The 19853-nt window shown below is 56.8% G+C and carries 15 protein-coding genes and 1 pseudogene; 4 read left to right on the top strand and 12 right to left on the bottom strand.

The features are described from left to right. Window positions 1-172, bottom strand: a pseudogene (locus tag CWI66_RS15505) (ISL3 family transposase); the annotation flags it as partial. Between the two features lie 114 nt (window positions 173-286). Then, window positions 287-1726, bottom strand: a complete 1440-nt coding sequence (locus tag CWI66_RS15500) for an MFS transporter (protein ID WP_198517598.1) — start codon at window positions 1724-1726, stop codon at window positions 287-289. A 356-nt stretch (window positions 1727-2082) separates the two neighbouring features. On the opposite strand from CWI66_RS15500, the gene CWI66_RS15495 reads away from it, so the two are divergent. Continuing rightward, window positions 2083-2286, top strand: coding sequence for a heavy-metal-associated domain-containing protein (locus CWI66_RS15495; protein WP_063977589.1), 204 nt, complete (start codon window positions 2083-2085; stop codon window positions 2284-2286). Window positions 2287-2329: 43 nt separating this feature from the next. On the opposite strand, the gene cueR is transcribed toward CWI66_RS15495, so the two are convergent. The 9 genes from cueR to CWI66_RS15450 form a co-directional block, all read right to left on the bottom strand. Next, window positions 2330-2833 (bottom strand): Cu(I)-responsive transcriptional regulator, encoded by a 504-nt coding sequence (cueR, locus tag CWI66_RS15490; protein WP_373419427.1) that lies wholly within the window; start codon window positions 2831-2833, stop codon window positions 2330-2332. 48 nt (window positions 2834-2881) lie between these two features. Then, window positions 2882-5422: a heavy metal translocating P-type ATPase gene (locus CWI66_RS15485; protein ID WP_198517597.1), complete on the bottom strand. Its 2541-nt coding sequence runs from the start codon at window positions 5420-5422 to the stop codon at window positions 2882-2884. A gap of 339 nt (window positions 5423-5761) precedes the next feature. After that, window positions 5762-7039, bottom strand: coding sequence for an HsdR family type I site-specific deoxyribonuclease (locus CWI66_RS15480; protein WP_198517596.1), 1278 nt, complete (start codon window positions 7037-7039; stop codon window positions 5762-5764). Continuing rightward, on the bottom strand, window positions 7036-8013 hold the full coding sequence (locus CWI66_RS15475) for a Fic family protein (protein WP_100732185.1): 978 nt from the start codon (window positions 8011-8013) through the stop codon (window positions 7036-7038). Before CWI66_RS15475 ends, CWI66_RS15480 begins: the two co-directional genes overlap by 4 nt. Then, on the bottom strand, window positions 8010-8336 hold the full coding sequence (locus CWI66_RS15470; protein ID WP_100732184.1) for a hypothetical protein: 327 nt from the start codon (window positions 8334-8336) through the stop codon (window positions 8010-8012). The genes CWI66_RS15475 and CWI66_RS15470 overlap by 4 nt, the downstream gene beginning before the upstream one ends. Window positions 8337-8366: 30 nt before the next feature. Further along, the gene (locus CWI66_RS15465; protein WP_100732183.1) at window positions 8367-9638 is read right to left on the bottom strand and encodes an AAA family ATPase; all 1272 of its coding nucleotides are present in this window, start codon (window positions 9636-9638) and stop codon (window positions 8367-8369) included. Window position 9639: 1 nt separating this feature from the next. Next, window positions 9640-10866: a restriction endonuclease subunit S gene (locus CWI66_RS15460; protein ID WP_100732182.1), complete on the bottom strand. Its 1227-nt coding sequence runs from the start codon at window positions 10864-10866 to the stop codon at window positions 9640-9642. Between the two features lies 1 nt (window position 10867). Next, window positions 10868-12427 carry a type I restriction-modification system subunit M gene (locus tag CWI66_RS15455; RefSeq protein ID WP_100732181.1) on the bottom strand — a complete coding sequence of 520 codons (1560 nt, stop codon included), beginning with the start codon at window positions 12425-12427 and terminating at the stop codon, window positions 10868-10870. An 81-nt stretch (window positions 12428-12508) separates the two neighbouring features. Next, entirely contained in the window at window positions 12509-14482 is a 1974-nt protein-coding gene (locus tag CWI66_RS15450) for a DNA topoisomerase III (RefSeq protein WP_100732180.1), read from the bottom strand. A 134-nt stretch (window positions 14483-14616) separates the two neighbouring features. Here CWI66_RS15450 and CWI66_RS15445 point away from each other — a divergent pair, with 134 nt between their 5' ends. After that, a complete protein-coding gene (locus tag CWI66_RS15445) occupies window positions 14617-15864 on the top strand; it encodes an ABC1 kinase family protein (protein ID WP_100732179.1) in 1248 nt (415 codons plus the stop codon). 99 nt (window positions 15865-15963) lie between these two features. Continuing rightward, window positions 15964-17784, top strand: coding sequence for an SEC-C metal-binding domain-containing protein (locus tag CWI66_RS15440; RefSeq protein WP_100732178.1), 1821 nt, complete (start codon window positions 15964-15966; stop codon window positions 17782-17784). Here the strand turns inward: CWI66_RS15440 and CWI66_RS15435 are convergent. Beyond that, window positions 17781-19148, bottom strand: a complete 1368-nt coding sequence (locus CWI66_RS15435; protein WP_100732177.1) for an AmpG family muropeptide MFS transporter — start codon at window positions 19146-19148, stop codon at window positions 17781-17783. The two genes, CWI66_RS15440 and CWI66_RS15435, sit on opposite strands and share 4 nt — an antisense overlap. Window positions 19149-19261: 113 nt before the next feature. Here CWI66_RS15435 and CWI66_RS15430 point away from each other — a divergent pair, with 113 nt between their 5' ends. After that, entirely contained in the window at window positions 19262-19780 is a 519-nt protein-coding gene (locus tag CWI66_RS15430) for an FKBP-type peptidyl-prolyl cis-trans isomerase (protein WP_016913647.1), read from the top strand. The last annotated feature ends 73 nt before the right edge of the window (window positions 19781-19853 follow it).

Genomic DNA, 19853 nt, shown 5'->3' with positions numbered 1-19853 from the left:
GATAGGGAACGTCACGCTTGCCGAACCGTACGAACTCACCCTGCACGCCGCATTCCTCGCAGGCGATGGGATCGGGCGCGTCCACCTGGAAGTGCATTTCGTCGTCGGTGGATTTGCAGCCCAGCACCTGGTACTCAGGCAGGTGCAGGATGTTGTCGGGCATTTCGGTCATGCGGTGTTCTCCTCATGGTGGAAGCTCCATAGCTATTGCGACAGATTCCCATTAATCATCAGTGTGGCGCAGTACGGGTTTGGCAGACTGCGCCGTAAAGGGAAGAAGAACCGGTCAATGCAAGGGACTATCGCCAAGTGTGGAAACCTGTCCTTTCCTGGCGTTGACAAGTACGGCCACGATGATGGCTGCGATGCCAAGAGCAACCCCGCTCGCCGCAAGTCCCAAGCCATAACCCTGAATCAGCGCATCACCGGCTGACTGCACCAGTTCGGCATCGCCGACTTCCCGACCGCGATACAGAGAAGCAAATGCCTCGGGCATCCGACTGGCCGTGACGGAGACAGAAATGCTCGAAAGGATAGCCAGCCCCAACGCAACACCAATCTGTTGCGACGCGTTGAACAACGCCGATGCGATGCCGGTCTCCTGTGCTTGCACACCCTTCACGGCCGTCAATGCCAGCGCAATGACCGCTCCCACGAAACCGAAGGCGGTGAGGAAGGCGGCTGGCATGAAGTGCCAGCTATAGTCGAGTTGTTGCCCGATGGTCGAAAGCCAGAACAATGCAGCGCTAGCGACCAGCGCAGCCGGAGCTGCGACCTCGCGCGGCGTAAAGCGCATGACAAGCTTTGAACTGACAACAGCACCAATGATGATACCCACCCCAAAGGGCAGAAACGCCATGGCGGTCAGGGTCGGGCTATAGCTGAGGATGTGCTGCAAATAGAGCGTCAGCAAATAGATCATGCCCATGGGGCCGAAGCCCAGCAGCAGCATGGCCAGGTACGAACCGGATCGGTTGCGATCCTTGAACAAGCGGAGCGGCAAAAGTGGATCACTGCTGCGCGACTGTAAAACCAAGAACAGCGGCAGCAGGATAGCCGTAGTGGCGAATGCAATGAGCGTAATGCCATCGGTCCAGCCATGTTCACCACCACGGGTAATTCCATAGACGAGTGCTGCCATGCCGATGATGCTGGAAAGCGCTCCCGTCAGGTCGGGGCGTCCCTTGTGCAATTCCGCTTCGACAAGTGTTCTCGAACCAGTGAGCACCGCCAAACCGATGGGTACATTGATGAAGAACGCCCAACGCCAGCCAAGCAGGCCTGTCAGAAATCCTCCAAGAATCAATCCAGCAATAATGCCAAGGCCAGACATTGCTCCGTAGACGGCCATGGCCTTGTTGCGCTCCTTGCCTTCCGGAAAGGTCGTGGCGATCAACGCCAGGGCATTGGGCGCTGTCAATGCTGCGCCGAACCCTTGGAGGCCGCGCGAGGCAATCATGCTCACGGTGTCCTGGGCCAGGCCAACGAGAAGCGATGCAACCGTAAAGATCGCCATGCCGACCTGCAACATACGCCGACGTCCATACAGATCGCCCAGCCTGCCACCGAACAGGAGCAATCCGCCAAAGGCGAGAATGTACGCATTGATCACCCAAGGCAGGTTCGCTGCCGAGATTCCGAGGTCATTCTGGAGTGTTGGCAACGCAATATTTGCGATCGTATCGTCAAGCACCACCATGAGCTGGGCGGTGGCGATAACGGCCAAGGCCAGACCGAGTGGGCGCTCTGGTCTGCCTGAGTGAGAAGGGGACTCTGTGGATATCGATTAACTCCTTTGTGTTTAGTGCGATTACCGAACACCGGTTGCGCTGACTTTTCACAAAAGGGTAATCGTTCCAATGGTTGGAAGGTCAAGGCTGCGTTTGCATGCCTTGCACAGAGAGACTGTCGGCATCGGCCAGGTCTTATCAATAGCCGTGCATTTGGCAGCCCGTCGGCACAGAGCACTCGACAAATCAAAGTCTGAGGCTCCGCAGTTGACCTTACCAGCGTTGGAAAGACTAGATTGGTCGCTGGGACGATCAGGTTCCTCAATTCTCTGATTCTGTGAAGGAGTTCGATATGTATCGATTCAACGTTAACGGCATGACCTGTGGCCACTGCACATCCGCCGTCGAAAAAGCCATTAAAAGTATCGACCCACAGGCGGAAGTATCTACAGATATAGAACACGCCGAGGTCACCGTGCGCAGCCAGGTCAATGAGGCGCGTATCAGTGATGCCATCCGCGAGGCTGGGTACGATAATCAGCACCTTGCCGGGTAATCATTCAGGTCAGGGCAAGGACGCCGCTTCTGAAGTAGACGCGTCAGCGCTTCTCTTTCCCGCGACGTTGCGTGCAATTGGGTTCAATCCCGATAGCCCCGAAGCGCGTGGAATTAAGTTCTCGCTCACCCTTAGGCGTTCCTTTCACTACGCCATCCCCGGCCAGACCGCTGATAATCGGGCAGTCCGGCCGAGCGTCGCCCTGGCAGTTTTCCGCCAGGTGCTTGAGTGCACGGCTCATTTCCTGGAGTTCGCGCGCCTTGAGCTCAAGCTCCGCGACATGCTCAAGCGCAAGACGTTTGACGTCGGCGCTCGCACGACCCCGGTCGCGCCAGAGCGCAACCAGTTTATTCATCTGCGCCACCGAAAACCCGAGATCCCGTGCGCGCCGGATGAAGCGCAGGGTTTGCACATCCTTGTCCGAGTAATCCCTGTATCCAGCTTCAGTTCGCAACGCTTCCGGAATCAAGCCGATCGATTCGTAGTAGCGGATCATCTTCGCCGATACACCCGATGCCTCCGCTGCCTTTCCAATATTCATAGCCATGCCTCTCCAGATAACATCAAGCCTGCACTGTGGCAGGCTCGGTTGTCCTTATTTCGCTTGTGCAAATTCCACCTGTCTCTGCGACACGTCGTTGTCGTCCGTCCCCATGGGTGAGCGGAAATGACGCAATCTCAGTGCATTGCCGAGTACAAACACCGACGACAGTGCCATGGCGCCGGCAGCGAAGACGGGCGAAAGCAGGATGTCGTAGGCCGGATAGAGCACACCTGCCGCGACCGGAATCAAAGCCGTGTTGTAGGCAAACGCCCAGAACAGATTTTGTCGGATGTTGTCGATGGTTGCCTTCGACAAGGCGATCGCCTTTGGCACACCTTGCAGGTTACCCGACATCAGCACCACATCAGCCGCTTCAATGGCAATGTCCGTACCTGTGCCAATGGCAAGACCTACATCCGCTTCGGCCAGAGCGGGAGCGTCGTTGATGCCATCACCGACGAACGCCACCTTGCCGTGCTCTCCCTTAAGGCGGCGCACCGCGTCGACCTTGCCGTCCGGTAGCACTTCCGCCACCACCTCGTCGATCCCGAGTCGCGCCGCGATGGCCTTGGCCGTGTGGGCGTTGTCGCCGGTGATCATCGCGACCTTGAGCCCGAGATCGTGCAGGGCCTTGATGGCAGCAGGCGTCGTTTCCTTGATCGGGTCGGCAACGGCGATAATCGCCGCAAGCTTGCCCTCTATCGCAGCATAGAGCGGAGACTTACCCTCGTCGCCGAGGCGTTTGGCGACCTTGGAGAACGCCGCCACGTCGTGACCGAGTTCGCTCATGTAGCGGTCAGCACCTATCTCGACCCGCTTGCCACCGGCCTCAGCCTTCACGCCAAAACCCGTCACCGATTCGAAGTTCGACACGTCCGGCAGTGAGATGTTCTCCGCGGCGGCGTTCACGATCGCACGGGCGATCGGGTGTTCGGACTTGGCCTCGACGGCCGCGATCAGACCCAGGACGTTTGCACGTTCGAATCCAGCAGCCAGTTCCAGGTCGGTCAAGGCGGGTTTGCCTTCCGTCAACGTGCCCGTCTTGTCAACGGCGACGACCTTGGCGTCCTTGAGCAGTTGCAGCGCTTCGCCCTTGCGGAAGAGCACGCCCAGCTCGGCACCGCGGCCGGTGCCCACCATGATCGAGGTCGGTGTGGCCAGCCCCATGGCGCAAGGGCAGGCGATGATCAGGACCGCAACGGCGTTGACCAGCGCGAAAGTGAGCGCGGGCGACGGGCCGAAATAAAGCCATGCAGCGAAGGTGAGCGCGGCCACGGCGAAGACCGCCGGCACGAAATACATCGTCACCTTGTCGACCAGCGCCTGAATCGGCAGCTTCGACCCCTGCGCTTCTTCCACCATGCGGATGATCTGCGACAGAACGGTGTTGCCGCCGACAGCCGTCGCACGGATGGCGAACGCGCCTTTCTGGTTCACCGTTCCGGCCACGACCTCGCTGCCGTTCGTCTTGGAGACGGGGATCGGCTCGCCGGTGATCATCGATTCATCGACATAGCTTTCGCCTTCGATGAGTTCGCCATCCACCGGGATGCGATCGCCGGGACGAACCTCGACGATATCTCCCGACAGGACGGAATCGATCGGCAACTCGACCGTCTTTCCGTCCCTGCGCACACGGGCCATCTTGGCCTGAAGGCCGACCAGGCGCTTGATCGCCTCGGAGGTGCGTCCCTTGGCGCGAGCCTCCAGCAACCGGCCGAGCAGGATGAGAGTGACGATAACAGCGGCGGCCTCAAAGTAGACGTTGACGGCTCCGTCGGGCAGGAACCCCGGCGCGAAGGTCGCCACGAGCGAATAGCCATAGGCTGCCATGGTGCCGACCGCGACCAGGGAGTTCATGTCGGGGGCAAGCCGCCCGAGGGCCGGAAACCCCTTGTGGTAAAAGCGGATGCCCGGCACGAACAGAACGATGGTTGTCAACACGAACTGGAGATACCAATTCGTCTCCATGCCGATCGTTGAGGCAATCAGGTCGTGCATGCCAGGAATGAGGTGTGAGCCCATCTCCAGAATGAAGACAGGCACGGTCAACACCGCTGCAATCGTGAAATCACGTGTCAGTCCACGGCGTTCCGCGTCCTTCTTCTCGGTGCGCTCATCGGTCTCGCCCCGACTGCTACCCGTAGCAGCCGCGATTACCCTGGCATCATATCCCGCGTTCTCGATAGCCGTCACCAAGGCGGTCGCATCGGCGCTGCCCTGGATCGTGGCTCTTTCAGTCGCAAGGTTGACAACGGCACTGGTGACGCCGGGCACAGCCTTGAGCGCCTTTTCGACGCGACCGACACAGGACGCGCAGGTCATACCTTCGATGGAAAGCTCTGTGGTCTCAGCAGGCACCGAATAGCCAGCTTTCTCGATAGCGTTGATGAGTGATCCGCGGTCGAGTGGCGAAGCGGACTGGATATCGGCACGTTCGGTCACCAGGTTCACCGTAACAGTGTCAACGCCCTCGACCTTCTTGAGTTCAGCCTCCACGCGCCCGACGCAGGAAGCGCAACTCATACCTTCGATGGGAAAGCTTGTCACCGTCACAGCCGACGGATTCAATTTGTCTTGAGTATGCATCATTCGTCTTCTCCACAAGCATCTCCTGATGATATTCCAGAAAGATAAACCTTCCTATTGTGGGAAGGTCAAGCGCTAAATTTCCTGATGCATAGTTACCACACCCAGTACTTACGGGAACATCGAATCCGGGTTTAGGTTGAAAACTCCATACGAGTGTTGTCAGCAGTCAGTGGCACATCGGACAAATTCGCGCTAAGGGAGCGTTCGAGGTAGACAGAAGGATGCGCGATGAATTCTCTAGTACCACAATCCTTACGCATTTGTTCCAGGCCTCGCCAACCAGTTTTTCCGTTGGGAAAGTGTAATCTGTGATTGCACGCCAAAGAGAAAATCAACCAGCTAATCCGAATACCCGTTTTTCTGAGCTTCACCAAACTGGCTGCGGTGGCACTCGTCAAAAATGAACACCACCTGCTGTTTGTAAACAGGCAGGTTGGCCTCGCTCTTCATCAGGTTGTTGAGCTTCTGGATGGTGGTAACGATGATCTTGTTATCGTCTTTCTCGATGTTCCTCTTCAGCCCCGCCGTGTTGTCTGAGCCGTTCACGCTATCGGGTGAAAAGCGCTGATACTCCTTCATGGTTTGGTAGTCCAGGTCTTTCCTGTCGACCACGAAAAACACCTTGTCGATAAATTCCAACTCGGTGGCCAAGCGTGCCGCCTTGAAGCTGGTTAGGGTTTTGCCCGAGCCGGTGGTATGCCAGATATACCCACCGCTTTCAGACGTGCTCCAGGTTTTAGCTTCAAACGAGCTTTTCACCTTCCACAGAATGCGCTCGGTGGCCGCAATTTGATAAGGGCGCATGACCAGTAGGGTGTTGTCGATATCCAGCACCGAATAATGCAGCAGAACATTCAGCAAGGTGTTTTTCTGGAAAAAAGTCGCCGTGACGTCCTTCAGGTCTTTGAGTAGAGTGTTGTCGGCCTGCGCCCAGTTCATGGTGAAATCGAAGCTGTTTTTGTTGCGCTTGGTGGTGTTGGCAAAGTAACGGCTGTCGGTGCCATTGCTGATCACGAACAGCTGCAAATACTTGAACAAGGAGTGCGCGCTGTTGAAGCTCTCCTTGCTGTAGCGGTGAACCTGATTGAACGCTTCACGAATGGCCACGCCGCGTTTTTTCAGCTCTACCTGCACCAGGGGCAGGCCATTGACCAGAATCGTGACATCATAACGGTTGGCGTGACTGCCCGTTTGGGCAAACTGCTTGATGACCTGCACTTTGTTGCGGGCGATTGTCTTTTTATCGACCAGGTAGATATTCTGGATGCGGCCATCATCGAAGGTAAAATCGTGGATGTAGTCGTCGTGGATTTTACGGCTTTTATCCACGCTGCTGTCGCTGGGCTTGTCCAGGTAGGTTTCGACAAAGCGCTGCCATTCGCTTTCTGAAAACTGCACCTGATTCAACGCCTGCAACTGCACACGCACGTTGGCAAGCAGCGCCTCGGGGCTATTGAGGCTGGGCAGGAACTCATAACCCTGATTGACCAGATCCTGAATCAGCTCCTGCTCCAGGGCATCTTCACTCTGGTAGCCCTCAGCCACCTTCCATTCCTTGTTATAACGTTCCAACACGATGAAGTTATTGGATTCCGCGATGGGCGTGTACGTTGTCACAGGTGGACCTCCCAATGTCCGGTTTTGTCCGAGCCAATTCGCGTTAATTTGCCCGTTTGTTGCAGTTTAGCGATGGCACGGGCGATAGTGCGAACATCCTTGCCGATCTGCTCGGCAAGCTGTTGGCGAGTCAGGTGACTGTTGTTTTGCAGCAAGTGCAAAATCGCCTCAGGCGTTTTCATCGCCTCAATATTTACAGGGGTGTTTACAGGGGCGTTTGCAGGGGCGTTTTGTGCCAGGGTTTGGGCAATAACCGAGAGCATGAAGTGGATAAAGGGGGTGCTATCGGCCTGCTGGTCAGCGTCTTCCAGTGCCTGGTAATACTGCTGCTGGTGCTCTTTGATCACGCTTTCCAGCGGTAGAGACAAAAACAACGGATGCCACTGCGACAGAATCAGGGTTTGCCACAAACGCCCCATACGGCCATTGCCATCACTGAAAGGGTGGATGAACTCAAACTCGTAATGAAACACGCTGCTGGTAATCAGCGGATGATCCTTGGCCAGCCTCAACCACTGGGTTAAATCTGCCATCAAGCCGGAAACCTGATGGGCAGGCGGTGCCACATGGTGCACCTCCTTGCCTTTTTGAATGCCCACCGCTTTGTCACGAAAACGTCCTGCGTTGGTCAGAATCTCAGACATCATTAAGCCGTGTGCCGTCAGCAGATGATCTACGTTATCTGGCTGCCATGTGGGCAGGGCATCATAGGCGGCAATGGCCCCTTTAACTTCTGCCAGCTCCCGCACGCTTCCCAGCACCGGCTTACCCTCAATCACCGCCGTAATCTGTTCTTCGGTGAGGGTATTGCCTTCAATCGCCAGTGTGCCTGCCAGGGTTTTGACGCGGTTCTGCTTGCGTAACTGCGGCGACGCATTCAACGCACTGGCATCCAACCGACCGACCTGCTGGCTGATATCCGCCACTAGGTTCAAAATCTCGCTGGTGATGGTGAAAGGCGGTTGGTAGCTCATGCGTCTTTATCCTGCCTGCTCAGCCGCTTTTTGATTTCTTTGTCGAAGTCCGTCTCAATACGCTGCCGATTATCGAATTGGTCGTGTTCAGTGGTATGTTCCAAAACGGAACCCACCATGTCTTCTTGTAACTCGCCGCTTTTAAAGATGTTTTTCACGTGCTTGGTAATGGCGGGGCGCTGAACAAAGAATAAGGCGGCCATGCGCTCCTGAGTCAACCAGATCGTCTCGTTGCTAAGCAGCACCTCAACTTTGACTGCTACACTCGGCGCGGTGTAGAGCATAAAATTGGTGGTTTGATCTTGCTGATTCAGGTTCGACATAAAACGTATTCCATGATAAGACCATTCGGCTCAGTCTGTTCCACCATTTTCATTTTCCTTAATTTCTGAAAAGCTGTACGCCTGAGTAAAGTCTTTTATTAATTTTATTAAATTTTCTTTATCATTGCTTTTTATATCAGCTACTTCTTCACCCGCATGAGCAGAATGGCTGTATAGGTTTAACATTCTCTCCATCACGTCTTGATCATCATTGGGCAGCTTCTTAAGCAATTCATTCCATTGCTTATAGCCCAGGAAAGTCGCTGTTTTCTCAAGAATGTTTCTTAAGAAGTTAAAGTGGTATCTCTCAACTTTTTCAGCATCTCCGATATTTCTAAGCTCATCCAATAAAAATAAATGGTAAGAAAATGGGTGGTCATTAGAGTCTAGAAGTTTAAACTTTCCGTCAGCCTTTTTTTCTAATTTGTATTTTTTTGATTGGTCGCGCTTATAGAGACACTTCCTTTTTTTATCCGGCAGGTCCTTATAAAGATTATTATTAAACTCATTATGTAGCACATTATAAAAAAGCGGGTTATGCGTAGTGATAATAAATCTAATACCTTGACCATCTTGAAAAGGACTGGATTTTACCAGCTTAGCTAAACCAACTGCCAGCTCAATCAAATGGTTTTCATCAAGCGAGCTAACGGGGTCGTCAATGAACACATATTCTAAATTATCAAACAAAAACTCAGGGTCTTCGTTTTCAGGGTCGTTTAATGTGGTTATTATCTGCTCTAAAAGAACATAAAAAACGCTCCATTTGAAATTGCTTTCTTCGCCTTTGGAAATTTTAACATTAGAGAAAACATCCTCTGCCATTGGATTTCCATCGTCGCCCAACAGCGGCTCACTATTTGAATCTAATATTTGAGTTTTTTCTGGCATCTTAAAAGCGATAGAATTCGATTTAGTGTCTAAATAAAAATCCACACGGGTACCCGTGACTCTTTTGAATATTTCATCAATACGATTTTCAAGGTCTTGCTTGCTAAAAATCCAACTGGTGAAGCCATTCTCATGAGCCTGCAACTTAGGGGGAGCCTCAACACCTGACTGATAATGCCAATAGAATAAATCCTCGGTAAATGAGTTGTAGTAAAGAAATTTCTTATTTGAGAAATCAGTAGAATCACCATCATCAGTATCAATAAGCTTTTTGAGTTCAGCTGATAAACGGGTTTTTCCCGTACCATTGAAAGCGTAAATGAGCTGTACTTTTGGAACAGGCTTAGCCCCCTTCCTAGTTACCGTTGGGGTAATCAGTTGCTGTGCTATTTCCTCAAGCGTTTTGCTCATATCAGGCTGCCTCTTCTTCAGGCTTAGAAAAGCTCAACAGCAGATCGCGATAGTATTCATACTGCTTCTGGCGCAGCTCGATCTCGCGGGACAATCCTTCGGTTAGTGAGCTTGCTATAGCATCAAACTTATCTAGGATAGAAACGATGCGGGCCTGTTCCGATAAAGATTTAGATAGGTCCGCTGGGTGAGGAACTGGCAGCTTTACTTGTTTAAGTGCATTAGCGTTGAATTGTGGCTGTCCACCGCCGGAAACCAGTTTGTTTGCTTGTTCCCAAAACAGGTCGCTTTGCGCAAAGTGCCAATAGTATTTAGGGTTAACAACTTTCGAGTCTAAACTCAATTTTATCAAGAATCCAGCGTAAATAGCAGGATAATCTTCTTCAAAGATCATTGTTTTGCCGAAAGTAGCCCCAGTTCTGGCTATCAGTAAATCATTTTTCTTTAGTAGATATTTTTCGTTTTCTTGAGATATTTCTACATACATTTTATCGGCAGGTGATAACTTGCCGTTTGCATTAATATCGGTAATCCTAACAAAGCGAGCATCTCCAAGCCCCTGTGCTTTGGCGGCATATCCGTATGTGAAGTCACCAATTTCCCCCAACTTCTTCCACTCCACTTCCCCTTCCTCAAAACTCAACAACTGGTCGCGGTAGTAGTTGTATTGTTTTTTGCGTAGGCGCCGCTCGGCGGTCAGCTCGGCGGTCAGCTCGGCGGTCAGCTCGGCAAATACGTCCAGAATACGGACGATTTCGGACTGAATCTCAAGTGATTTTTCGGAGTTATCCATACATGGTATGGGGATTTGGATTTTTTTCACATCCGCAGCGTTCATATTTGGAACGCTACTTTTCTTGCTATAAATTTTTTTATCAGACAGATAATGAAAAATATACTTTGAAAGCAGCCATTCATATCTAGGCATTAAAACTTTAAGCCTGATAATGGGGGTGAAAAATGCTTTCCTGTAATATATAACGCCAGTATTTGCACCAATGGAAGAGATCGTTACAGCATCTTTATCTACTCTATAAGTGTCGGTGTAACCGTATATTTCGGCACCGTTTCCATAAATTGGATATTTGTAGTCGTTAGTTGGCACTGATCCTTTAATGCTATTTTTGGGGGCCTCGCCACCTGTAAAAACCTCACAAACTTCCCCTAGAGTCTTCCACTCGACCTCTACTCCATTCAGCAGCTTTTCCATAAAACTCAGTTCACTCATCTCAAGCACCCTCGATTTCCGCGACGATTGCATCAATATCCGTGCGCAACTGGTCAATTTTGGCGACGGTGGTTTTAATCTCGGCATTTAGCTGAGTGATGTCGGTTTTTTCGCGGGTGTCCTCAGCTGCAACGTAGCTGCTGACGGAGAGGTTGTAGTCGTTGGCAGCGACTTCTTCCAGTGGCACGGAGCGGGCCAAGTAGTCGATATTTTCTTTGCTATCAAACACCGCCATGATCTGCTTGATATGGTCATCCGTTAGGACGTTGTTGTTGGTTTCCTTTTTAAACAAACCGCTGGCATCAATAAACTGGGTCGTCGTGTCGCTTTTATGTTTGGCCAGCACCAGAATCGTTACCGCGATGGTGGTGCCAAAAAACAGGTTGGGAGCCAGCGAGATCACCGTTTCCACGTAGTTGTTATCGACCAGGTATTTTCGGATCTTCTGCTCGGCACCGCCACGGTAAAAAATACCCGGAAAGCAGACAATTGCCGCACGGCCTTTGCTGGAAAGGTAGTTGAGCGCATGGAGCACAAAGGCAAAATCGGCCTTGGATTTGGGCGGCAACACACCGGCGGGCGCAAAGCGGTCATCGTTGATCAGGGTGGGGTCATCGCTGCCAATCCACTTCACGGAGTAAGGCGGATTGGAGACGATGGCATCAAACGGCTTTTCATCCCCAAAATGCGGGTTGGTCAGGGTGTTGCCCAGCTGAATATTGAACTTGTCGTAGTTGATGTTGTGCAAGAACATGTTCATACGGGCCAGGTTGTAGGTAGTGTGGTTGATCTCCTGGCCGTAAAACCCTTCCTCGATGATGTGGTTATCAAAGTGCTTTTTGGCTTGCAGCAGCAGCGAGCCACTGCCCGCTGCGGGGTCATAAATCTTGTTAACGCTGGTCTGCTTATGCATGGCCAGCTGAGCAATCAGTCGGGAAACATGCTGCGGGGTAAAAAACTCACCGCCGGATTTACCGGCATTAGCGGCATAGTTGGAGATCAAGAACTCGTAGGCATCACCGAATAGATCAATTTGGCTGCCCGCGTTTTCTTCAAAAAAGGCGTGACCAAAATCTAACCCAGCTACTCCTCTTAGCACATGCGCCAAGCGGGTGTTTTTGTCTTTTACCGTACTCCCCAGCCGGTTGCTGGTGGTGTCAAAATCAGCGAACAGGCCTTTAATGTCGGCTTCTGAGGGGTAGCCGTTGGCGGAGTTTTCAATATCCGAAAAGATAGTCGCCAGATCGGTGTTCAGGCTTTCGTTGCTATTGGCGCTTTTGACCACGTTACTGAACAGCTGGCTGGGGTAGATAAAGTAGCCCTTGGTTTTGATGGCATCGTCTTTGATGTCAGGTGTGATTACGCTATCAGGCAGCTCGGCATAGTTGACGCTGTCATCACCGGCTTCGATGTAATTGACAAAATTCTCGCTGATAAAGCGATAAAACAGGGTGCCAAGCACATAATGCTTAAAATCCCAGCCATCCACTGAGCCACGCACGTCGTTGGCAATGGCCCAGATTTGGCGTTGCAGGGCGGCGCGTTGTTGGGTGCTTGTCATGACGCTTTTCTCGTTTTAAATCGTTGGTGATGGTGGCTATATCATAACGGCAGTGTGACGCCTCAATCGACTGCGGCTCACTTAATCCGTCGTTTTTCTTGTGCGCCGCTTGCCCGCCGCACTACTGCGGCTCCCCGTACTTTTCTTGCTGCCCGTCTTGCTGCCGGTACTCTTGCGCCGTGCGTAGCTCTTTTTGCTGGTTCCGCTGCGTTTGGCGGGGCCTGCGGCTTCGCCCTGAGCGGTTTGCAGGCTGTGGCGCAGTTTGCTGGCATCGCTTTGGCGCAGCAGGGTGTGCAAGTCTTCCAGCAGGGCGTGTTGGAAGGCGTTGGGGTCGTCCTGGCGTTCGGAGATCGCGCGCAGGCGCTGCTCCCAGAGAGCGGTGCGTTCGGGAGTGCTGACGGCGCTGGGCAGTGCGGCGATGAGGGCGACGCCAAGCTGAGTGGCGCGCAGGGCTTTTTGCTGGCGTACCAGGTAGCCGCGCTGCACCAGGGTTTCGATGATGCCGGCTCGGGTGGCTTCGGTGCCCAGGCCGTCGGTGTCGCGCAGGGTGCGGCGCACTTCCGGGTCGTCCACGTAGCGGCCAATGTTCATCATCGCCTTGATCAGGCTGGCGTCGGTGAAGGGTTCTGGCGGTCGGGTCTCTTTCTCTTCCACGCCTGCACCGAGAGCCTGGCAGGCTTCGCCCTGGGTCAGTGGCGGCAGCGGCGGGGCCTCTTCTCGGGTGGTGAACAGCGGCTTCCAGCCGGGGTCGAGAATGCTCTGGCCCCGCGTGCGGAAGGCTTCATCCAACAGGGTGAGCTCGGCTTTGACTTCGAAAGTGCGCAGCGGGCGATAGAACTGTGCCATGACGTTGCGCACGATCAGTCGAAACACATGCCCTTCGGTGGCGGAAAGCTGGCTGAAATCGGCGGGTTTGCCGGTGGGGGCCAGGGCGTGGTGCGCGCCTACCTGTTTGTCGTTCCAGGCTTTTGAACGCAGGGTAAAGTCGGCTCCTTGGAGCCACCCGCGCAGGGTGTCGTCGTGTTGGCAGGCGCTGGCCAGGGTTTGTCGGGCCAGTGGCAAATGCTCCTCGGGCAGGTAGCGGCAGTCGGAGCGGGGGTAGGTAATCAGCTTGTGCTGCTCATACAACCGCTGGCAAATATCCAGCACCATCTGTGCAGAGAGGCCATGACGACGGGCGGCATCTACCTGCAGTGCAGAGAGCGAGTAGGGCAGCGGCGGGGCCTGGCGCTTCTCCTGCTGGTCTAATGTGGTGAGCGTGCCGCGGGCGCCGGGCAGTTGAACGGCCAGGGCATCGGCGGGGGTGCGGTCAATCAAGCGCCCTTGTTCATCCAGCGGCTGGTGCTCTTTGGGTGCCCACCAGGCGCGCAGCTGGCCCTGGGCCACCTGAAGGTCCACCCACAGCGGGTAAAAGGGGTGGGGCACAAAATCACGAATGGCGTTGTCGCGCCGCACGATGAGCCCGAGTACCGGGGTTTGCACACGGCCCACGGAAAGCACGCCGTCGTGGCCTGCCTGGCGGCCGGTAAGGGTCCAGGCACGGGTCAGGTTGATGCCGTACAGCCAGTCGGCGCGAGCGCGCGCCTGGGCCGCTTCGAACAGCGGCTGGAACTCGCTGTTCGGCCGCAGGCTGGCCAGGGCGCGGCTGACGGCGGGTCGGTTGAGGTCACTGACCAGCAGTCGCTGTACCGGGCCACGGTATTTCAGGTGCTCGATCACTTCCTGTACCAGCAGTTGGCCTTCGCGATCCGGGTCGCCCGCGTGCACCACGCTGGTGGCTTGCTTGATCAGTTTGCGAATCACCGCCAGCTGGCCACGTGCCTTGGGGCGCGGGACCAGCTGCCACTGCCGGGGCACGATGGGCAGCCTGTCCAACCGCCACTGTTTGTCGGCCGGGTCGTAGGCTTCCGGTGGGGCTTGCTCCAGCAGGTGGCCCAGGCACCAGGTCACGATGGTATCGCCGCATACAATCGCGCCATCCTGGCGTTGGCCGCCGGGCAGGGCATCGGCAATGGCCCGCGCCAGGCTGGGTTTCTCGGCGATAATCAAGCGCATGGGGTGTGATCCTGGAGGCAGTGAAGAACGAAAGGGCATGGTAGCAGAAGTGGCCAACGGGTTAGAGTTCTGATACATGAAAATGTATACAGGTGTCGTGGACATGCGGTAAAGCATCCGAAAAGGCGATCTCCATGCGCGAACGCGGCAGAACACGACGTTTACTGGGGCTGGGTGCCCGCACCGGCGGTGCCCTGCTGAAGACTCGGCTGGGCGGCCAGGCAGATTGGCAGGCACTGGGCGAAGCGCTATTCGAGGGGCTTTCCGAGTTGAAAGGCCCGGCCATGAAGCTGGCGCAGATCATGTCGCAGTGGGACGATTTGCTGCCACCAGAGCTGGCCAACGAGCTGGCGCGCCTACAGCGTCAGGCAGAGCCGATGCCCTGGCCCAAAATCCGCGAGGCGTTGGTATTGCAATACGGCGATATCGACAAGCACTTTCAAAGCATTGAAGAGCGTCCGTTCGCCAGCGCCTCCATGGGCCAGGTGCACAAGGCCGTGACCCATGACGGTGAAACCGTGGTCCTCAAAGTGCAGTACCCCGGGCTTGCAGAGGTGCTGGAAAGCGACCTCAAGCAGGTCAAGCGGATCATGGGGCTGGGCCGCTGGTTCAAGGTGCCCCAGGCACGGCTGGATGCGCTGTTCGAGGAGTTGGCGGCGGGGCTGCGCGATGAACTGGATTACCATGCCGAGGCCCAAGCACTGGCGCGCTATCGCGAGCGCTACCTGAGCAACCCGGCGCTGGTGATCCCCGAGCCGCTGTTCGAGCTTTCCGGGCAGCATGTGCTGGCCATGCGCTATGTGGGCGGAACGCCGCTGCGTGAACTGGAGAGCGCCGACGATGCCACTCGCCAGCAGGTGGCTGTGGCGCTGGCCGACTGGATCACCGAAGAGCTGTTCACCTACCGCGAGCTGCATGCCGACCCCCACGCAGGCAACTTTGCCTGTGACGAGCAGGGAAGGCTGGTGATTTATGATCTGGGCGCCGTGATTCCGGTGCCGGAAGCGCGCCTGAAAGCCATGATGCAGCTTCTGGATGCCACCCTGGCACAGGACCCCATGGCCATGGACGATGCGCTGATGAAGATGGGCGGACGCCAGGGTCAGGGCGCTCCGCTGGCGCTCTACAAGGAGTCGGCAGAGTGCATCACGCCGCTGTTTGCGCCCGGCGAGCAGGACTTCAGCGATATGCGTGTACACCGCCGACTGCGTGAGCTGACGCCCAAGGTATGGGCAGCCATGGACCGGCTGCAACCGCCGGCAGATACGCTGCTGCTTTCCCGAGCCCTGAACGGCCATTACTGGAATCTGGTAAGGCTGAAGGCGCGCCTCGACATGCAAGAGCGCACGCAGCCGCTGTTGGCCTGGGCGCGCACCCCCTGACGGGGCCTTCTCCCTGAGCGATTGTCGCTGCGGCAGCGTGGTTAGCCATGCTAGACTACGGCGCTTTGAAAACGCGTATTGAAGACAGTGGAGACGGCAATGCTGGCGGTATGGGTCGATCAACTGCTGGGGTTTGCCTCTGGGGCACTCTCGGCAATCAGGCGGCAGGAGCACTACCCGGATTTCATGACCTGGGTGCGTGCCGAAGGCGCTGCATCCTTTAACGATAACCTGGCCACCGCGCAGGCGCTGGCGCCCATTTTATGGTCGCAGACACCGCTGGAGCGGCTGAACTTCGCCAGTGAACCGCTGGCCACGCCTGGCCGCAACGAGCCCTGCTGGTGCGACTCGGGCCGCAAGTACAAGCAGTGCTGCGACCGCGTCAACTTCCCCACCGAGATTCCCGAGCAGATGATGTGGATGCTCTCGCTGCGCGAGTGGAAAGGTGCCACTCTCAAGGCTGCCCTGGAGAGCCAGCAGGCACCGCCCCAGGCGCTGCTGGAAGCCGGGCTGATCGCGGCAGAAAGTGGCCAGACCGGCCGCGCCATGCAGATACTGGAGTCGTTGTTCGATGGCAGCGACTGGTCGCGGCTGCCTGAGCAGGCCGAACCCGCCTTCGAAATTTTGCTCGATATCTACCAGGAGCGTGGGTTCACCCGTAAACGCGCCGACCTGCTGGACGAGGTGATGGAGCGAGGGCCGCTGTTCTTGCGCGGCGTGGCCCTCGAGCGGCTGTGCCTGATGCACCTGGATAACGACGATCTCGACAGCGCTCGCGGGGCTTTTGTTAAAGCCCAGCAGGCGCTGCCCGACTCGCCGACGCTGGCCTATATCGAAGCCATGCTGCTGCTCCACGAAGGCCATGAGCAGGAAGCCAAGGAACGAGCCGATTTCTGGTATCGTCGCCTGGCACGCCAGGGCGGGCTGGATGACGAGCAGCTCGATTTTCTCGCCGCCCTGGCCGATAACCCTGGGGCCACCCTGGCCGACCAGCTATTGAGCGCCGAAGAGGACATGGCCACGCCGCTGGTGGCCCTGCAGGCGCTGCTGGCTGCGCTGCCCACCGCGCCGCTGTTGACCCTTACCCGTGACGATGAGCGGGGTCGTTTGCTGTACACCACCACCGCCCGTGAAGAGACGCTGTTTGCCGCCTGGCATGAGCAGTTCCAGGTGCTGGTGGACGAAGACGTGGCGCTGGGTTTTCGGGACGACCCCTGGGTCAACGCCATCGACTGGATGTCCGAGCTGTGCGCCCACCCCGAGTGGTTGGATGCCCCCCAGGTCGTGCAGGATTTGACGCTGGCGCTGACCAGCCGCTTTGGCAGCCTGCCGTGGATGGCACCCAGCCTGCTGGAGCCTCTGGCGCTGCGCCTCTCGCGCTGGCTGGAGCAGGCTCGGGCCGCTGGTGAAGGCAGCCTGTGCTGGGACGATGCCGACAATGCCATGCTGCTGCGCACCGGCTTGGCGCTGGTAGTGGGCATGGAGCGGGGCGCCCGGCAGCACTCTCGGGAGCTGGCCGAAGAGCTGCTGGCCATCGACCAGGAAGATAGCCTGGGGCTGCGTGAATTGGTGCTGGACCAGTTGCTGCGCGATGACCGCAACGAGGAGGCCCTGGCGTTGACCAACGAGCCGCAAAAGGACGACGGCTCGCTGGTGCTGGGACTGTTGATGGGACGCACACTGGCGCTTTATCGCCTGGGCCAACAGGAAGCCGCAGAAGCGGCGCTGGCCGATGTGATGGCCCACAGCCGCTATGCGCTGGAATTGATCTGCGCGGAAAACCCGCGCCCCTCCATGCCCCATCCGGATGGCCAGGTCGACCCAGGCTCCCGGGCGGAAGCCTGGCAGTACCGCACCCTGATGCGTGACCAGTGGCGCACCACGCCAGGCGCACTGGCCTGGCTGGAGCGCCACCGCTAGCGGGAAGCGATATTGGGCGTGGGCACCAGCTGCTTGTCGCGGCTGATCCAGATGGCCAGCAGGATGGCGGGCAGGCCCAGCAGGGTGGCGACCACGAAGAAAGTGGCGTAGCCCTGCGCCGTGACCACCAGGCCGCCAAAGCCGCTCAGGAATTTGCCTGGCAGCGTCATCAAGGATGAGAACAGCGCATACTGGGTGGCGGTATAGGCCCGTGAGGTGAGGCTGGAAAGAAACGCAATGAACACTGCGCTGGCCAGGCCATTGGCCAAGTTGTCACCAATAATGGTGATGACCAGCATCGGCACCTGGTTACCGATCAACGCCAGTACGGCAAACAGCAGGTTGGTCAGCGTGGCGGCCGCAGCGCCGAGAATCAGCACTGGGCCAATGCCGTAGCGGGCCACCAGTAACCCTCCCAGCAAACCACCGGTAATGCTCATGGCGATGCCGAAAATGTTGGTGACGCTGGCGATGGTGCCCAGTGAGAACCCGAGGTCGATGTACAGCGGGTTGGCCATGGAGCCCATGGCCAAATCACTGATCCGAAACATGCCAATGAACACCAGAATACCCAGTGCCTTCACCCCGTAGCGGCGAAAGAAATCGGTGAACGGACAGACGATGGCCCCAATCGCCCAGGCGGTGATGCGCCGAAACGTTCTGGGTTGGCCGCGGCTGGCGCGCAGGAAGGCACGCACCCTGGGCTCATGGATCAACTGCACGCTCAGTGATGCGCGCTGGGGCTCTGGGCGAATCAATACCGTCAGCACCCCGATACCCACCAGCGCCGCCATGCTCAGGTAGGCGGCGCTCCAGGAAAAGGCCGACGCCACGTAAAGCGCGCCGGCCCCCGCCGCGATGAGTCCCCCGCGATAGCCAATGATATAGGTCGAGGCCATGGCCGCCTGAAGGTCGTCGTTGGCCGATTCGATCCGGTAAGCATCGATAGCGATGTCCTGAGTGGCCGAGCCAAACGCCACCAGCAGCGCAAAGGCCGCTACCCAGCCCAGGTTGTTTACTGGGTCGAGCCCGGCCAGCCCCACCAGCCCTGCGGCAATCATCCCCTGTGCCAGCAGCATCCAGCCTCTACGCTGCCCGAAGGTACGGGTCAGCAGGGGCAGGGCCAGCCGGTCGACCACCGGCGCCCAGAAGAACTTGATGGAGTAGAGCATGCCGATCCAGGCGAAGAAGCCAATGGCGGCGACTTCCACGCCATCGCTGCGTAGCCACGCCGAGAGAGTCGAAAATACCAGCAAAAAGGGCAGGCCAGCGGAAAAGCCAAGAAACAGCATGGTGATGACCGGCGCCTTGAGATAGATGGCAAGTGCCGCCAGCCAGCTACGCTGGGGGGTAGGGGTGGGCATGGGGTGTTTCGCTCCAAAAGAAAACCAGGGCGCAAGGCCCGCTAAAAACCGGTCGGTGGTAAACTGGGCCCGACATCCTATCAAGCCGACAGCTTACCGGAGAGGAGTTTTCCATGTCGATTACCGCCCATCAGGTCGTCACTTTGCATTATGTCCTCAGCGACGTGCTCAGCGATGGCAGTACCCGTGTGCTGGACGACTCCCGCGCGCGTGAACAGCCCCTGGAGTACCTGCATGGCCACGATAATATTCTGCCTGGCTTGGAGCGTGACCTGGAAGGGCGCTCTGCTGGCGATGAGCTGCGGGTCACCTTGACCCCGGCAGACGCTTATGGCGTTCGCAATGAAGCGCTGGTGCAAGAGGTGAGCCGAGCATCGTTTGGCAGCGCGGAGCTTGCACCGGGCAGCCGTTTTCAAACCGAAGGCGAGGCCGGTCCGCAGATCGTCACCGTACTGAGTGTCGAGGGCGATAGCGTGACCGTGGATACCAATCACCCGCTGGCCGGACACACGCTGCGCTACCACGTGACGCTGCTGGACGTGCGCGAGGCGACCCGCGCCGAATTGGCCAAAGGCCATCCGCTGCCGCCGGGTACCGAGCACAGCAAAGTCGAAGACCGCAAAGTGCTGTGACTGCTCCCCGCCCTGACGGGCGAGGCTTCCCACGTCTTAGGCCGCTGCCGGTGCGTGACCGGGCTTACACAGG

It is taken from the genome of Halomonas sp. 141, assembly GCF_002810305.1.
Taxonomy (GTDB): Bacteria; Pseudomonadota; Gammaproteobacteria; order Pseudomonadales; family Halomonadaceae; genus Vreelandella; species Vreelandella stevensii.
Note: the sequence above shows the minus strand (reverse complement) of the source record. Positions and strands in the feature narration are given on the sequence as shown.

Coding starts and splice junctions, on each gene's coding strand:
- CWI66_RS15460 (WP_100732182.1), bottom strand. CDS start 10,866: ATGAGTGAACTGAGTTTTATGGAAAAGCTGCTGAATGGAGTAGAGGTC.
- CWI66_RS15430 (WP_016913647.1), top strand. CDS start 19,262: ATGTCGATTACCGCCCATCAGGTCGTCACTTTGCATTATGTCCTCAGC.
- CWI66_RS15495 (WP_063977589.1), top strand. CDS start 2,083: ATGTATCGATTCAACGTTAACGGCATGACCTGTGGCCACTGCACATCC.
- CWI66_RS15445 (WP_100732179.1), top strand. CDS start 14,617: ATGCGCGAACGCGGCAGAACACGACGTTTACTGGGGCTGGGTGCCCGC.
- CWI66_RS15475 (WP_100732185.1), bottom strand. CDS start 8,013: ATGAGCTACCAACCGCCTTTCACCATCACCAGCGAGATTTTGAACCTA.
- CWI66_RS15465 (WP_100732183.1), bottom strand. CDS start 9,638: ATGAGCAAAACGCTTGAGGAAATAGCACAGCAACTGATTACCCCAACG.
- CWI66_RS15435 (WP_100732177.1), bottom strand. CDS start 19,148: ATGCCCACCCCTACCCCCCAGCGTAGCTGGCTGGCGGCACTTGCCATC.
- cueR (WP_373419427.1), bottom strand. CDS start 2,833: ATGGCTATGAATATTGGAAAGGCAGCGGAGGCATCGGGTGTATCGGCG.
- CWI66_RS15470 (WP_100732184.1), bottom strand. CDS start 8,336: ATGTCGAACCTGAATCAGCAAGATCAAACCACCAATTTTATGCTCTAC.
- CWI66_RS15450 (WP_100732180.1), bottom strand. CDS start 14,482: ATGCGCTTGATTATCGCCGAGAAACCCAGCCTGGCGCGGGCCATTGCC.
- CWI66_RS15455 (WP_100732181.1), bottom strand. CDS start 12,427: ATGACAAGCACCCAACAACGCGCCGCCCTGCAACGCCAAATCTGGGCC.
- CWI66_RS15485 (WP_198517597.1), bottom strand. CDS start 5,422: ATGATGCATACTCAAGACAAATTGAATCCGTCGGCTGTGACGGTGACA.
- CWI66_RS15440 (WP_100732178.1), top strand. CDS start 15,964: ATGCTGGCGGTATGGGTCGATCAACTGCTGGGGTTTGCCTCTGGGGCA.